General features: G+C 52.5%; 16 protein-coding genes and 1 riboswitch. Of the genes, 7 read left to right on the forward strand and 9 right to left on the reverse strand.

What is annotated here, in order from left to right:
- Positions 1-80 precede the first annotated feature (80 nt).
- Together CPZ25_RS10085 and crcB are read left to right on the forward strand one after the other, a co-directional pair.
- On the forward strand, positions 81-317 hold the full coding sequence (locus CPZ25_RS10085) for a (4Fe-4S)-binding protein (protein WP_058693461.1): 237 nt from the start codon (positions 81-83) through the stop codon (positions 315-317).
- A 49-nt stretch (positions 318-366) separates the two neighbouring features.
- Positions 367-425: riboswitch (Fluoride riboswitch) on the forward strand.
- Positions 426-469: 44 nt separating this feature from the next.
- Entirely contained in the window at positions 470-853 is a 384-nt protein-coding gene (gene crcB / locus CPZ25_RS10090) for a fluoride efflux transporter CrcB (protein WP_058693460.1), read from the forward strand.
- A gap of 42 nt (positions 854-895) precedes the next feature.
- Here crcB and CPZ25_RS10095 read toward each other — a convergent pair whose 3' ends face one another.
- Positions 896-1,765, reverse strand: coding sequence for a MerR family transcriptional regulator (locus CPZ25_RS10095; RefSeq protein WP_058693459.1), 870 nt, complete (start codon positions 1,763-1,765; stop codon positions 896-898).
- A 118-nt stretch (positions 1,766-1,883) separates the two neighbouring features.
- Here CPZ25_RS10095 and CPZ25_RS10100 point away from each other — a divergent pair, with 118 nt between their 5' ends.
- Together CPZ25_RS10100 and CPZ25_RS10105 are read left to right on the forward strand one after the other, a co-directional pair.
- Positions 1,884-3,611 carry an ABC transporter ATP-binding protein gene (locus tag CPZ25_RS10100; RefSeq protein ID WP_096918677.1) on the forward strand — a complete coding sequence of 576 codons (1,728 nt, stop codon included), beginning with the start codon at positions 1,884-1,886 and terminating at the stop codon, positions 3,609-3,611.
- Positions 3,608-5,446 carry an ABC transporter ATP-binding protein gene (locus tag CPZ25_RS10105; protein ID WP_096918676.1) on the forward strand — a complete coding sequence of 613 codons (1,839 nt, stop codon included), beginning with the start codon at positions 3,608-3,610 and terminating at the stop codon, positions 5,444-5,446. The genes CPZ25_RS10100 and CPZ25_RS10105 overlap by 4 nt, the downstream gene beginning before the upstream one ends.
- 313 nt (positions 5,447-5,759) lie before the next feature.
- On the opposite strand, the gene CPZ25_RS10110 is transcribed toward CPZ25_RS10105, so the two are convergent.
- Positions 5,760-6,269: a hypothetical protein gene (locus CPZ25_RS10110; protein ID WP_096918675.1), complete on the reverse strand. Its 510-nt coding sequence runs from the start codon at positions 6,267-6,269 to the stop codon at positions 5,760-5,762.
- A 262-nt stretch (positions 6,270-6,531) separates the two neighbouring features.
- Here CPZ25_RS10110 and CPZ25_RS10115 point away from each other — a divergent pair, with 262 nt between their 5' ends.
- The 3 genes from CPZ25_RS10115 to CPZ25_RS10125 all read left to right on the forward strand — a co-directional run bounded on the left by CPZ25_RS10115 (position 6,532) and on the right by CPZ25_RS10125 (position 10,559).
- A complete protein-coding gene (locus CPZ25_RS10115; protein WP_096918674.1) occupies positions 6,532-7,449 on the forward strand; it encodes a bifunctional enoyl-CoA hydratase/phosphate acetyltransferase in 918 nt (305 codons plus the stop codon).
- A 321-nt stretch (positions 7,450-7,770) separates the two neighbouring features.
- On the forward strand, positions 7,771-9,009 hold the full coding sequence (locus CPZ25_RS10120) for a hypothetical protein (RefSeq protein ID WP_058693454.1): 1,239 nt from the start codon (positions 7,771-7,773) through the stop codon (positions 9,007-9,009).
- Between the two features lie 179 nt (positions 9,010-9,188).
- A complete protein-coding gene (locus tag CPZ25_RS10125; protein WP_096918673.1) occupies positions 9,189-10,559 on the forward strand; it encodes a glycoside hydrolase family 3 protein in 1,371 nt (456 codons plus the stop codon).
- A 344-nt stretch (positions 10,560-10,903) separates the two neighbouring features.
- Here the strand turns inward: CPZ25_RS10125 and CPZ25_RS10130 are convergent, their stop codons facing one another.
- From CPZ25_RS10130 to CPZ25_RS10160, 7 genes are all read right to left on the reverse strand, one after another.
- Entirely contained in the window at positions 10,904-11,269 is a 366-nt protein-coding gene (locus CPZ25_RS10130; RefSeq protein WP_096918672.1) for a hypothetical protein, read from the reverse strand.
- The gene (locus CPZ25_RS10135) at positions 11,269-12,924 is read right to left on the reverse strand and encodes a YfjI family protein (protein WP_167495211.1); all 1,656 of its coding nucleotides are present in this window, start codon (positions 12,922-12,924) and stop codon (positions 11,269-11,271) included. Before CPZ25_RS10135 ends, CPZ25_RS10130 begins: the two co-directional genes overlap by 1 nt.
- Entirely contained in the window at positions 12,911-13,624 is a 714-nt protein-coding gene (locus tag CPZ25_RS10140; protein ID WP_074617520.1) for a CHC2 zinc finger domain-containing protein, read from the reverse strand. The genes CPZ25_RS10135 and CPZ25_RS10140 overlap by 14 nt, the downstream gene beginning before the upstream one ends.
- A 249-nt stretch (positions 13,625-13,873) precedes the next feature.
- Positions 13,874-14,002, reverse strand: coding sequence for a hypothetical protein (locus CPZ25_RS21000; RefSeq protein ID WP_279230362.1), 129 nt, complete (start codon positions 14,000-14,002; stop codon positions 13,874-13,876).
- Between the two features lie 9 nt (positions 14,003-14,011).
- Positions 14,012-14,785: an SDR family NAD(P)-dependent oxidoreductase gene (locus CPZ25_RS10150; protein ID WP_243129373.1), complete on the reverse strand. Its 774-nt coding sequence runs from the start codon at positions 14,783-14,785 to the stop codon at positions 14,012-14,014.
- A 166-nt stretch (positions 14,786-14,951) separates the two neighbouring features.
- Positions 14,952-15,230, reverse strand: coding sequence for a DUF4160 domain-containing protein (locus CPZ25_RS10155; RefSeq protein WP_096918670.1), 279 nt, complete (start codon positions 15,228-15,230; stop codon positions 14,952-14,954).
- Complete coding sequence (locus tag CPZ25_RS10160; protein ID WP_096918669.1) at positions 15,223-15,492, reverse strand: hypothetical protein; 270 nt, start codon at positions 15,490-15,492, stop codon at positions 15,223-15,225. Before CPZ25_RS10160 ends, CPZ25_RS10155 begins: the two co-directional genes overlap by 8 nt.
- Between the last annotated feature and the right edge of the window lie 11 nt (positions 15,493-15,503).

Below are 15,503 nucleotides of genomic sequence, written 5' to 3' on the forward strand. Positions count from 1 at the left end.
AGGTTCTTTTTGTTTAGAGCAGCTCAAAATGGATATATTAAACAAGAATCTTTTTAAATTCAATAAAGGAGTGAACGACATTGACTGAAAAAGAACTGATTGAAAAAGGCTATAAAAAATACACCGGCAAGGATATTGACGTTTTCTATAATAAAGACATGTGCTGCCACTCAGGTAATTGTACTCACGGCAACGGGGAGGTGTTCAAGGTCTGCCGCAGGCCCTGGATTCTGCCTGACAACGCCTCTGCCGAGGAAGTAAGGACTGTTGTGGAAACCTGCCCCAGCGGTGCTTTGCAATACATTATGAAAAAATAAATTTCTGAAACTGTTCTCATCTTTACACGGACAGCACAGTCCGTTATAATGATCTCAGGGCGATGGAGTTCGCCTAAACCGCATAATGCTGATGACTCCTGTTTCTTACGGAAGCAGGAGCTTTTTAATTTTTTGACAAGGAGTGTAACAGCATGTTTGAAGTTTTATCTGTAGGTGTGGGCGGCTTTGTAGGCGCCGCGCTCCGCTATCTTATTTCCAGCGGTATCGCCCGTTTTATGAACAGCCGCCTGCCGCTCGGCACCCTGTGCGTAAATGTGTTTGGGGGCCTTTTCATGGGTTTTATTATGCAGTGGAGCCTTCAGAGCGCCAGTCTCTCGCCCAGAATGCGGCTCTTTCTGACCACCGGCCTTTTAGGCGGCTTTACCACCTTCTCGACCTTCAGCTACGAGACCATGAACCTGATTGGCGAGGGCGCCTGGATGACCGCCGCCGCCAATGCCGGTCTCAACCTGATTCTGAGCCTTGCCGGCGTTATCGCCGGACAGCTGCTTGCAAAAGCGGTCCTTGTCTCTTAAAGGACTGCAAAAGTTTTTCTTTGAAAGTCATCCTCAAAAGACTCAAAAGGCCTGGGCGCTTCCCGGGTCTCTATTTTTATCTTCCTCCGGCGGCTTTTCTACCTTTACAGAAACCTGAAACAGGTAATCCTCCGGATCCTGCACGGCGATCTCGTCCAGGATGGATTCCCGGTAGCCGCAGCCGTCGATGACCAGGCCATTTTTTTCAATATAAGCATTGATCCGCTCATACAGCTCATCAACGCTGTCGTAATTCCCATAGATATACCCTACCGCGTAATAACCAGCAGGCTTGAGACCAATGTGCGGCAGCGCCATGGGCTCGTCCAGCCGCGCGAAATACCAGGTCGGGAAATGCCATTCTCCCTGAAGCAGGCTTTCCATGGACACAATGTCCCCCACTGGATAGCCGTAGCTGATGTTGTAAAGGGAGCAGTACTCATAAAATTCCTGAATGACATCCCAGATGGACGCATCGTCGACATTCGAAATATCCGGGCTGATAAAAATGCGCTCAGCTGGCATATATTCTACAGAGATCCGCTTGGTGTCAATGGTGCTGCTGGCGCGGGTCATTCTGATTCTGGACTCCATCATATCGCTGATCCGTTTCAGGCTTTTGATCTCCGCATCGATCTTGGCCTTCCGCTCCTCAAACAGTGCCACCAGCCGCTCCGGCGTCCTTTTATCCAGATAAACCTTGATATCTTTCAAAGGCGTTCCAATCTCCTTCAAAGCATAGATGGCGCTGATCACATCGAGCTGTAGATACGAATAGTAGCGGTATCCGCTTTCGGGATTGACTGTCTCTGGGCAGAAAAGACCAATCTTATCATAGTATATTAACGTTTTGCGGCTGACGCCCGAGAGCTTCGCAAACTCGCTGATGGTTAATGTTGCCTTGTTTTCCATGTTTTAGCTTTCCTTAAACCTTACTTTTTTTCATCTTTCTGCTTGACTGTACAGTTACTCTACAGTTTATAGTAACATACATCAAACCGGAGTACAACACCTATAGGAAGGAGACGAAATGACTCGATTATTTAAATTCTTAATGCCCTATCGTAAAACACTTATTCTTGTCGTGGTGCTGCTGTTTCTGCAGACACTGGGGACGCTCTATATCCCTACCCTTACAGCGGATATCGTAAACAACGGTATCGTCTATGGGGATATCCCCTATATCATCAGAACCGGCGGCATCATGCTGCTTTTTGCCGTAATGACTGGTGTCTTCGCCATACTGGGCACCTGGTTTTCGGCGATTCTCTCGTCCGGCACCGGGCGGGATATCCGAAACGCATTGTTCAGAAAGGCCCAGCGCTTTTCCATCAATGATTTTAACAGCATCGGCACAGCTTCCATGATCACGCGCAACACCAGCGACGTGAACCAGATTCAGCAGGCCGTGATCATGATGCTGCAGATGATGCTGCCAGCCCCCATCATGGCCGTTGCAGGACTGATCCTGGCCTTTTCAAAGAACGCCTTTATGGGCGGCATTATTGTCGCTACCATGGTTCTGTTCATGATTCTGGCTGTGATCATTGAGCGGAAAACCATGCCCTTATTCGGCCTGCTGCAGACTGGGATGGATAAAATCAACCGCTTTATGCGTGAATACATTACCGGGGTGCGGGTCATCCGCGCCTTTAACCGGACCGATTTTGAGCGCCGGCGCGTCAATACCTCTTTCGAGGACTACGCAAACACAGCTATCCGCATCAACAAAATTTTCGCTGTCGCCATGCCGCTGGTTCTGATGCTCTTAAACCTCTGTACCCTGGCCATTATCTGGTTCGGAGGTATACAGATCGGTAAGGGCGCCATGGAGATCGGCGATATTATGGCCGTCATCGAATATGCCATGCTCATCCTGTTTTACCTGGTCATGGCTGTTATGGTCTTTACCATGATCCCAAGGGCTGAAGCCTGCGCAAAGCGTATCTCTGAAGTTCTGGATCTGGAGCCTGAGATCGCTGACGCTCCGGCCGAGCTTACTGCCGATCCTTCTGACGAAAAACTGGCTTTCCATCATGTGACCTTCTGTTACCAGGGGGCGGAGGAGCCTGTTTTAAGCGATCTGAATTTTACCTGCAGGGCCGGAGAAACCACAGCGATCATCGGCGGCACCGGATCAGGGAAATCCACAATTGCCAGCCTGATACCCCGTTTTTATGACATACAGGCCGGCAGCATCACCATCGACGGAGTGGATATCAAAACCCTGTCACAGAGGGATCTCCGGAACAAGGTCGGATTTGTCCCTCAAAAGGCCTTTCTATTCTCCGGTACCATCGCCGATAACCTGCGCTATGGGAAAGAGGACGCTACAATGGACGAGCTTCAGCGGGCTGCCCGCATTGCCCAGGCAGACACCTTTATCGGCGATCTAAAGTACGGGTATGAAACACGTGTGGCCCAGGGCGGAAACAACTTCTCCGGCGGCCAGAAGCAAAGGCTCTCCATTGCCAGAGCCTTAGTAAAAAAAGCCGACGTCTATATCTTTGACGACAGCTTTTCTGCGCTGGATTTCAAAACCGACGCCAATCTGCGGGCCGCCTTAAAGGCCGAGATTAAAGGCGCTGCCATCATTGTGGTGGCGCAGCGGGTCAGCTCCATTGTGGACGCGGACCAGATTATCGTACTGGACAACGGTATTATCGCCGGCAAGGGCACCCACCGCGAGCTGCTCGAAAACTGTCCGGTATACCGGGAAATCGCGGAGTCACAGTTAAGTAAGGAGGAACTTGCATGAGTGAACGTCAGGAAAACGAAGTAACCACCTTTGACGACGGCATGTCTGCCGAAAAAGCGCGCTATGCCGGAAAGACAGCGAAGCGGCTTTTCTCAAAACTTTTAGAACAAAAGGGCAAACTGATTGTTGTGCTGATCTCTGTCGTTTTCAGCTGTGCCTTTACGCTGGCCGCCCCCATGGTCATTGGCCAGGCCATCAACCAGATATTCGACAGCGTCCGCCACTCCCTTGAGACTGGCGCCGCCTTTACCATGAACTTCAGCGCCATGGGCCAGATACTGGGCCTGCTGCTGTGCCTTTACGTATTCAGCGCCGCCTTTAACTATCTGCAGCAATACCTCATGGCCAGCGTCTCCCAGAAGCTGACGCTGTCGCTGAGAGAATCCCTGAGCGCCAAGCTCGCCCGGATGCCCCTGAGCTATTTTGACAGCCACAAAAAGGGGGACATTTTAAGCCGAGCCACCAATGACCTTGAAAAGGTCGCGGATACCCTTCAGGAAGGGCTGATGCAGTTTATTATCACGATTGTCACGATCATCGGCGCTGTGACCCTGATGCTGGTTATCAGTCCGCTGCTGACGCTGATCGCCTTTGTGATGATCATTGTCGGTATGGTGATTACCGCTCTGGTTGCGCGCCGCAGCCAGCACTGTTTTGCCAGAAACCAGAAAACTCTCGGCGAGCTCAACGGCCATATCGAGGAATTCTTTACCGGCCAGGTGGTCATCAAGGCCTTTAACCGTGAGGACGCCTCTACCCAAACGGTGGAGGAGGTCAACGAGCGTCTTTACGCGGCCAGCCGCAACGCTCAGTTCATCACCTTTGCGGTCAATCCGCTGATCCGGCTCATGAACCAGATCGGCTATGTGCTGATCGCGGTAATGGGCGCGTTCTTTGTTATCCAGGGACGGCTGTCCCTTGGGGTTATCCAGGCTTTCTTCCAATATGTGAACCAGGCCTCTGAGCCGATCACTGAAGCGGCCTATATCTTTAACTCCATGCAGGCTGCCATCGCTTCGGCCGAGCGGGTCTTTGAGGTGCTGGACGAGGAAGACGAGGTGCCGGACATCTCCCCGGCAAAGGCTCTGACAGAGCCCAAAGGCGACGTGCGGTTTGAGCACGTCCGGTTTGGCTACAGCCCGAACCGCCTGCTGATGAAGGATATCAGCATTGACGTGAAGGCCGGGGAAAAGATTGCGGTTGTCGGCCCCACCGGCGCGGGCAAGACCACGCTGATCAACCTGCTCATGCGCTTTTACGAGCTGGACGGCGGCCGCATTCTGATCGACAACATCGACATCCGCGATCTGCGCCGCGGAGACTTGCGCTCACAGTTTGGCATGGTGCTCCAGGATACCTGGCTCTTTGGCGGAACCATTGAGGACAATATCGCCTATGGCCGCAAAGCGGCTACCCGGGAGGAAATTGTCCACGCTGCCAAAGCCGCCCGGGCGGATCACTTTATCCGTACGCTGCCCCAGGGCTACCAGACCATTCTGAACGATGAGGCCTCCAATATCTCACAGGGGCAGCGCCAGCTGCTCACCATCGCCCGGGCCATTCTGGCTGATCCGGCCATCCTGATCCTGGATGAGGCGACCTCCAGCGTCGACACACGGACCGAGCTCGAAATTCAGAAAGCCATGGACCACCTGATGAAGGGGCGCACCAGCTTTGTCATCGCTCACCGGCTGTCCACCATCATCGACGCCGACCATATTCTGGTTATGAAAAACGGCACCATCGTGGAGCAGGGCACTCACCTGGGGCTGCTCGCGCAAAACGGCTTTTACGCCGACCTGTATAACAGCCAGTTTACCGTCAAAGTCTCCTAAAACTAAAAAAGGCGCGGGAAGCAGAGAACCCGAATCTTTGATTCGGTGTGAATCGCTTTCGCAGATGTCATCGGTTTGTTTCGTATGAAATACGAATCATAACAAACCGTGGATCATCTGTGTTCCTTAGACGTGTCCGGATCCCTCTTAGATTGCTGCCGCTCGCACTTGCTCCCGTCGCGTTATGCGACAGGAGCTTTTTTCTTATCTGGATAAAAGGCGCAGTCTCGGGCTACACCACTTCTTTAACAATCTGAGACGCTTTTTATGCAGTGCTGCAGAAAACTTTTCTATCCGTCTTCCAGTTCGAATCTCAGGACACTGCCTGGCAGACGCCCTCCATCGCCTTTAAATCCTTGACCTCAACATCCTCAGGACAGTAGACTGAGTAGGCGAAGCCACTGGGTGTTACCCAGCAGGCCAGCGCCTCGCCCGTATCCTTGTTGACCGGCGTAAAGTAAACGTCGATGGTGCCCGTATTTTTGAGAATATCCCCTTTCTGCAAAAACACCGCCTGATCGCTGAAGCTTGTGCAGACCCCGCTGATATCCGCAGAGCGCGAGTAATGGGCCTTTCTGACAATATAAGTCCGGTTGTCACGGATAAACTGCACCTGGGCCACTGCGCCGTCCACTACCGAGTAACGGGCTGCCCCCATGTTTTCCGGCAGGCTGTCGAAGGTAAAATCCAGTCCGCCTTCATTCTGGAAGGCCTCCGCGTCCGCCAGCTTTACAGTATGTGGGTCGGCCTGCTGTGACGGACTGCAGCTGGCCAGGGTAAAAGCCAGAGCCACGACCATAAACAGACAACAAAATTTTTTCATCTTACCGCTTCCTTTTTCCTGTTTCAGGATTAAAATTTCTTTTCTTTCATCATAACAGCCCCTAATCAGGCTGTCAATGAAAGCCTTTAAAATTTTGCCTCTTTAAGGAACAAATTTTTATCTTTTCTCATTTATAATGGTTATATTTTACTCATGACCACAATTTTCTATCCTTTCTTTTCCTTGTTGACAGAGTGTTAGAACAGTATAATTATATTGTATACTATTTATAAGAGGTTATTATAGAAAGCGAGGGGACATTATGTACCATTTCAAGGAAATGCGTGACCAGCTGATCAAACAGGCCCAGACCAAAAAAGCCGTTGTGGCCGTTGCCGCCGCCGGCGACCTGCCTGTTTTGCAGACGGTTAAAATGATGAACGACTACGGCTTTGGAACCGCCATTCTGGTAGGCGACGCGGCTAAAATCGAATATTTTGCCAAGGAAACCGGATGCAATCTGGAAGAAAATACCGTGGTTGACATAAAGGACGATGGTCAGGCTGCCAACGTGGCAGTAGGGCTGGCCCGCAACGACGCGGCCGACATTGTCATGAAGGGTCTGCTCCAGACCAAAACCTACCTGAAGGCCATCCTGAACAAGGAGCACGGCCTGCGGACCGGCAAGCTTTTAAACGCTGTTACCGCCTTTGAATCCGCTGCGCTCGGCCGGGTTTTCCTGGCAACAGACTGCGGCATGATCGTCTCCCCCACCCTTGAGGATAAAGTCGAAATGATCGGCAACGCCACAACCCTGGCAAATGCCCTGGGCTGTGAAATGCCGAAAATTTCCTGTCTGAGTGCCGTTGAAACCGTCAACGCCAATATGCCTGACGGCTACGACGCGGCTGTGCTCTCAAAAATGAATGAACGCGGCCAGATCAAGGGCTGTATCATCGACGGCCCCCTGTCCATGGACCTCTCCATCTCCGAGATGTCCGTTGAGCACAAGGGGATCGTGAGCCCGGTGGCCGGCAAGGCCGACGTGCTGCTCATGCCAAATCTCCAGGCCGGCAACATCTTCTGGAAGACCATGACCTACCTGGCAGGCGCAAAGAGCGGCGCAGTGGTCATGGGCACCGCCAAGCCTGCGGTTCTGACCTCCCGCGCCGATACGGCCGAGGCCAAACTCAACAGTGTCGCCATGGCACTGCTTCTGGCAGCGCATCAGAAACGCTGAGGTCCAGCTTAAACCATTCGATATAAAAAGCACTTCCCCAAAACGGGAAGTGCTTTTTCTTGATTCCGCACCTGTCTTTAGGGTAAAAGACAGCTTTTCCTTTTATGTTTTCACGATACAGACAGAGTTGCTTTGTTTTGTCAGAATCCACCAAAAGCGGGAGATTCCTTTTTTCTTTTCAATCGTCCCACCATTTTATTCTAGTGAATTCTCTCCTTAAAAGTTACTTTAAACCTTTGCTGTCTCCGTTATATCTAAAAAAATGATGGGTAAATAATAATTGAATTCATTTTAAACAATCACTAGCAAAGGAGTTTTCTTATGAGTAGCTTTAACCCATTTGACGAAAAAGGTATTCCTGTTGAAAAGCAGGCCGAAGACTGGAAGAAACTGACCCCGATCCCCTACGCAAAAGATCAGATTGACCCTTACACCAAGACACGCATCATCCTGATGAACGGAATCGAAGTGGAGGCAGCCCTGTTTGCCCACCAGTTCCATAGGAACTGCACCGACAATGATCTGCGCCGGGAGCTGGCCATGACGCGCCGCATCGAGCAGCAGCAGCAAAAAATGATCAACTGGCTGCCGCCGGCGGATGAATCCGTTCTGGAAATGGCCATCGGCTATGAGCAGCTGGCTGTTGACCTGACCGCCTGGCTGGCCCAGAACGAGCCCGACGACTATGTGAAGCAGGCCATGGACTTTGCCCTGCTGGAAGATTTTGACCACCTGTACCGGTATGCCGATCTTCTGGAGATGGATAAGGGCATCAAGGCCGAGGAGCTGGTCGGTGAATATACCGAAATCATGCCCGGCCGCCCCACCATCGCCCATCACAGGCATCCCTTTGACAGCATTAACCGCCCCATTGACTCCAAGAAAGCCGACATTCAGACCAAGCTCAACACCATGATCATCGTAGCCGGCGAACAGCAGACCATGAATTTTTACATGAACGTGGGCAACCGCTATCCGGACGATCTGGGGCGCAGTCTCTACCTTGAAATCGGTATGGTTGAAGAACAGCATGTCACCCACTACGGCGGCCTGCTGGACCCCAACTGTACCTGGCTTGAAAATCTGCTGTTGCACGATTATGTTGAAGCCTATCTGTATTACTCCTTCTACCGTGAAGAAAAGAATGAGATCATCAAGCTGTTGTGGGAAGAACAGCTTCAGAAGGAAATCGGCCATTTACACAAAGCCGCCGAGCTTCTGAAAAAATATGAAAAGAAAGAATGGAACGAGGTCGTCGACGGACACTTCCCGAAGCTTCTGCACCTGACCTCCAATAAAGAATATGTCCGCGACGTCCTCGCAAACCAGGCAAACCTGGGTAAAAAGGGTGAAGATTACGAGGACAGCAGCAAGCTGCCCAAGGATTACCGCTTCTTTAAATACCAGGAAATGGTCAACGGCGACTATGTGCCGTCCCATGAAGTCATTGAAAAATACATTGACAAAAACGGTGAGGATTACCGCTATGAAGATAAGGAATCCCCCGTAAAAGCACTCCGCGACCGCAAGCATGACAACACCGAAGTGGGCCGCGGATAGGATTACCTCCTGTAGAAACATCTCCCTAAAGAGAAGGCCGCGCAAAGCTGAGCGCAGGCCTTCTCTTTTTTTACGGTAATGGTACCGGCCTTACCAAAATAAAGGCCCCATTCGGGAGAGAATATGGTACAATAAACCCGTCCCTGTAACAGGGATAAATTTTTCAGAAGGAAGCATTCATGAAACGACTTTTATCACTCTTTTTAATCATATCGGCCTGCGGGCTCCTGATCACAGGCTGTTCCCCGGCCCTCACCCTGTCCCAGTTCTTCTCCCCGGTCACCTTTACAGGCTACCTGCTGAAAAGCGACGACGCCACCCTCACCCTCCTCTGCCAGAATGAGGGCGCCAAAGAGCCTGAAACCAGCGTTTTTGACCTTACCGGCCTCCCACAGGGCAGTCTGCCCGAAACCGGCTCAGAAGTCAAAATCACGCTGAAAGCCGGCACAGACACCGAAAGCCTGGAGACCCAAGGCGACCCTCTGCCCGTCCGCAGGCTGGAAGTCCTGACCGCTTCAGACGCGGCTGAAAAATCCTTTCATAGCCTGCTGGCAGAGAAACTTCTGGCCGGCATGAGCCTTGAGGAAAAGGTGGGCCAGATGTTCTTTGCCCGCTACCCCGGCCCCGCCGCTCCCGAGGACGAAAAAACCTGGCAGTTTGGCGGCACCATCCTCTTTGGGCGCGACTTTAAGGATAAAAGCCCTGACCAGATCCGGGCTGAAATCAACGCCTGTCAGGACGCGGCCAGGGTTCCCATGCTGGTGGGCGTAGATGAGGAAGGCGGCGACGTGGTGCGTGTCAGCGGCAACCCGGCGATTCGCGCCGAGGGCTTCCCTTCTCCCCAGACCCTGCTGCAAAAGGGCGGTATGGACGCGGTCACCGCCGACGCCCACGAGAAGGACGCACTGCTTAAATCCCTGAATATCAATGTCAATTTCGCTCCAGTCTGCGACCTGTCCCAGAACCCCGCAGACTATATCTACTCCCGGACCACCGGAAGGGACGCAGCCACCACAGCTGAGTACGCGAAAAATGTGGCAGGCGCCATGACCTCAGACGGTATGGGCTCTGTGCTCAAGCATTTTCCGGGCTATGGTCCCGGCGGCGATACCCACAAGGATTTCTCCCGGGACAGCCGCCCCCTTGAAACCTTTGAGTCTCAGGATTTTCTCCCCTTCAGGGCCGGCGTTCAGGCCGGCGCGGGCAGTGTGCTGGTTAGCCACAATGTCATTGAAGCCATGGACCCGGATCATCCGGCGTCTCTGTCGCCAAAGGTACACGAGGTTCTTCGGGACGCGCTGGATTTTGACGGCGTTATCCTCACCGACGACCTGGACATGGAGGCCATCACCAAGGCCTACGGCGCGGACACCGCCGCGGTGCAGGCTGTGGCCGCCGGCAACGACATGATCCTGAGCTCCCGCTATACCATCGAGATCCCGGCGGTGGTCGAGGCTGTCCGAAAAGGGACCCTCTCCGAGGATCAGATCGACGCCTCGGTCAGACGGGTGCTCGCCTGGAAAATGGACCTGGGCCTCATTGAAAATTAAATTTATTTTTGGAAACACACGCTCAAAAGGCTCAAAACCTCATGTGATTCAGGTTTTGAGTCTTTTGAGACTGTATTCTCTATATTAAATTCTAAAAGAATATGGAAACCTGCTTCAGGCCGCCAGAGAGGTGCTGTTGTCCGAGACTGCGCCTTTTATCCGAAAAGAAAAAAGGCTTCGTCTCTTGAGTTTTTGGGCACTTCGGGTAGCTTCAGGCTGCTTCAAATCAAATGCGCCATGGCGAACTTTCAACTGAACAATCCTCTTTTAACGCTCTATCGCTTCATGATAAAGTTTTTGACAACTCCAAAACAGGCACCCTTTCGGATGCCTGTTTTTATATCTTAACGATCGCTGTAATTTTTATGCACCAATGCCTGAACCTTTTTATAAAAGGCTTTGTCGTCACTCTGGTGCATGATGATATTGCTGAGTTTCAGGATGATTCTGTCGGGAGACACTTTGTCTTCGAGCATTTTAATGGCGACGGATTTCAGTTCTCCGTCGACTTCCCTGAGGGTTTCTGCTCTTTGAATCTGTTCAGCTTCCAGCATTTTGCTGGCGTTTATGTCCTCGAGAATGTTTTTAACCGTGCTTTGTCTTTGATATTGTTGGGGCGCGCGGGCTGCCTCTGCCGTATCGGCCGGGGGCCTGCCGCCCTGTTGTTTTAATGGGGTATCATAAACGGCCAGCGCATCGGTATTGTTCATCAGACCGTCACCGCCCTTTCCTCCTGTGTGAAGCCCTCCGGTTCCGCCGGTGTGATCACCGGCACGAGGGCATTGTGGCCCTCTTCCCCTGTGGCGCCTGTTTTAAGGAGTTCGGGGTTTATAAAATAACGGATGCTCCGGCGTCCGGTTCCGGCGTATTCGGCCGGTACGGGCACCAGATAGTGGTGGGCTGCCAGCAGCGCCAGTGACGATTCCACATCGTCTGCGTGCATCCCTTTACCCTTACAGCGCTGAGCGATCTCCCGTTGGGTCAGGCTGTCTTTGCCCGCGGTCATGGCCCGTTTAAGGACATAGGCCGCGGCCTGGGTTTCGGCGTCGCTGCTTGTCAGGCTAAAGACCCGCAGCTTTTCTGCCAGATAATACTCGGCCAGATCAATGGCCTTGGCCACGGTCGAACGGCTGATTTTGATCTCAGCCGCCCGGGGGCCGTGGGCCGCGTAGTGAAGAATGCCCGCCATCCGCAGAACGGTACCACTGACCTTTCCAGCAAAGGGCTCAATGCATTCGTAGTCTTCGGTCAGGCGGCTCTCGGTGTCGTGGTCAAAGTCAAAGAACAAATCTCTGGCTTCTTCAGTCATTTCCAGCATCACACCGCCTTTAATCCCGGCGTCCATGGCCAGCAGCTCGGTGATGAGCTGGCAGTAGGCTGCCTCGACCTGGGGCGGGACGTCCGGCGCCTCCCGGCTGTTGCGGGTGCCCACCAGACTGTCGGGCATGGCGTACAGAAACCGGCCGGTCAGGCCCAGCTCCTGAAATTCTTTCTTCCCCTCAAATTCACACACCACATGGGGCTGTACGGCCATGACCATGGTGAGGTGGGCGTCTCTGAGAATACGGGTTCTGCGGCCAACCCGGTCGACAGTCATCTTGTCCTGTGAATAGGCGTTGAGGAACACGTCGATATTGACCGCGCCGCTGTAGCGGCCGCTCATGGTGCCAAAAAGGCCGCCCTCCGCCGCAAAAATGGCCATGCGCTCGTTGTTCTCTTCCAAAAGGTTGACCAGTACCTCGGGGGTCACATCGCCTGCTGTCAGGCGCAGAGGACGCGTGGGCTTAAGCGACGCCAGCTCTTCTCTGGCCTCCTGGGCATCGGTGTAGTCAATGACGCCCCGGGCGGCTTTTCCTTCCAGATATTTGATTTTCTTCTTATAAAACTGCTCCTGATGATCGTAGGCTTCGATGTCTTCGGCCATCTTTTCATTGACCATCTCCTCATAAAGCTCGATGGGCCTGGTCATTTTACGCATAACCGGTGATTTCCGCTCCGATGAGCGGGCGATCAGCAGGATGTAAAGGCACAGGGACTCGGTCCAGTCGCCTTTGGCTTTCACCTTGGCTTTTTTCTGCACCGCGGCGGCTAAAACCCCCAGGGCCGCGCTGCCGGTCATGGCCACCGGCACCCCGATGCTGGCCGCGGCCGCCAGGACAAAATCCTGTACTGCGCCGGGCAGGCTCTCCACCGGAAAGGCGGGCACGGCGTTGGCCGCACTGCCGTCAAGTGGGATGATTGGCTTGAAGTTTATTTTTTTCTTTGTCTCCTCAATGATCAGATCTTTTCGCTCCTCTTCGGTTAAAAGGCCTGTCATAGCCTCAATGTCGTCGCTGTAATGTCGCTGTGCTCTATTCTTGTTCATACTGTATAAGTTCCTTTCTTTTATAAGCGCGGTAAAGCTCCACCCTCTCGGACGGGGCGCCGCTATCCAGGATATCCAGATAATGGGATACCACGGGCAATTGAAACAGGGCCTCGACATACTTGTCGGACACGGTTTCCAGTGATTTGTAGGGCTTATATTTCTCAGTATTTTTACATAGCTCACGGTGTAGTCTGCTATAGTACGCTTCCATATCTGCCAGCTGGTCCCGGAGCGCCGCTGCCAGTACCGCCTCCGTGCTGTCCGTCGGAGCCATAATACACGAAGGGCTGCACAGGGTGTTCGTTGGTTTCGCTTTGCGCCGCGCGCTTTTCGTCCCGTTCGTTTCCTGCTTCACGCTTCTTGTATCCGCCGCTCCTTTCGCCGCAACGTCGTTGGCCTTATGGCTTTGACCTCTGACCTCCACCTTTAGATTGAAATCTTCCTGAAGCTTCTTTGCCGCTTCCAATGGAGAAATATGGAAAATCTGCATGACCAAATCGATGACGCTCCCTCTGGCCCCACAGGCAAAGCAGGTGAACCGGTTGTCTTTAAAAGACAGACTGGGATGATGATCGCTGTGAAACGGACACAAGGCCCTCCCATGCCGGTCAACTGCCACCCCGTAAAAGCGGGCAGCCGTCACAATATTGGTTTCTTCCCTGACGACGTTAAAGATTGATCGATAGTTTTTTATCAACACTCCCCTTCAAAATTGTTTTATATCCGGACATTGCCGTGATATGGTTTGCATTATACAATGAACCGCTCTTTAAGTCAACAATTGTTAAAAGTTTAACTGATGAATAATGTTTTGTTATCGCTTTATTTTTTTATTATATTTTAAAAAAGCATGCTCAAAAGGCTCAAAACAGTCATTTTTTTAGTTTTGAGCCTTTTGAGCAGCGGCATAAATAATATTTTATTCTTTTTATGTAAAAACCTTAATTTATGACTGTCTGGCCGCACCCTTGGCGTAAGCGCTCAGGCTGTCCAGATGAAAGCGCTCGCAGCCGATCACGCTGTAAACATCCCGGATGGACAGGTCCATGGAGCCGATGGTGACCGCCGCCGGCAAAATTCAGCTTTATAGCTTCCGGGCCTTGTCCCAGATACCCATGCCGATAAAATGGGGCACCACAGCGTCAAAGACGCGCAGGCTCAGGCTGATAAGCCCTGGGGTTGAGACGGCCACGCCCATACGGCTGTCTAAAAGGGAACGGTGGGCAACAGTCTGAACGGTGGATGCCAGTGGAAAGTGGCGCACCGCGGACCGGTCCGCGTTTCTGCTGGCTGTGGGCACAAACTCGGTGTCCTTGATCCAGTAGGGGCAGACCGCGGTCACCCGGATGCCCCGGCCGAACAGCTCCCAGCGCAGGGCTCTGGTATAGCTGAGCAGAAAGGCCTTGGAGGCTGCGTACAGATTCATGCCCGGCAGAGGCATAAAAGCCGCCACTGAGCAGATCTGCATAAGGCGCGCTCCCTTATTCATATAGGGCAGCACCCTCAGGGTGACGTCCACGGCACCACGGCAGTTTAAGTCAATGAGGGCGTTGGTGTCCGCCTCGGTCACCTCCGCGTAGGTACCCAGCTTGCCAATACCGGCCGCGCCGATAAACAGCCGGACATCGGGCTGCTCCTTCTCCAAGCGCTCGGTAAGTGCGTCGAGGTCCTTTATATTTCTCAGGTCCAGTGCCAGTGCGCGCACAGGCGTGGCCGTCTCCATGTTCAGCGCGTCGAGGCGTTCCTTTCTCCGGGCTATGGCCCAGATTTCCTCGACCTGGCCCTGGGCGCTGACCTGTTTTACGAATTCGCGGCCCAGCCCGCTGGATGCTCCGGTGATAATCGCAATTTTCATCATTGATCCTTCCTTTCTGTGGCCATATACGGCCTGTTTTCTATTTACATACCACTTTCAGGAAGGAATTATCACCCTGTAAATTTTATATAAGAATCTCTCAAGCTGGATGCTCAAAAGGCTCAAAACACCTTGGATACGGGTTTTGAGCCTTTTGAGGATTGGGTTCTCAGCAATAGAATTTAATTTCATCCACGCAGAAATGCCTTTTCCACGCGTCACAGATCATGAAATACTGAGCTGCGATAATATCGAGAAGCTCATTGAGTTCACTTTGAGGGATACGCCCTCTGTTGCCCGCGAGCACACATCCGCCAGCGGCTGTCAGCCATAACTTAGTGGCGCCCGGCGACGGCTTTCCCCGGCATACGTGTACATGAATGGGTTCATCATTCTCATTAGACCAGAAATAAACAGTGTAGCCGCCTATTTTAAACAAACTAGGCACACCGGGTTCCTCCGTTTTCCGCAAAACGATACAGCAGATGGGCGTTATTTTTCAAGAACACCTCAAAGTCTGCAATCTCTGCATCGGTGTACCCGTCATGGATCAGCCATTCATAGGTCGGCAATGAACAGCGCGCTGTGTCAAAGCCATCCTCTGTTGGCCGCTCAAAATGCACCTCCACACTTTTTTTCCCATCTTTTTCAAGGAGCTGTGAATGTACAATCTCCGTACCGTCGGCAAGCGTCATATAAGCGTACATCATCCTCGGTTCCT

The organism is Eubacterium maltosivorans (genome assembly GCF_002441855.2).
Classification (GTDB): domain Bacteria; phylum Bacillota; class Clostridia; order Eubacteriales; family Eubacteriaceae; genus Eubacterium; species Eubacterium maltosivorans.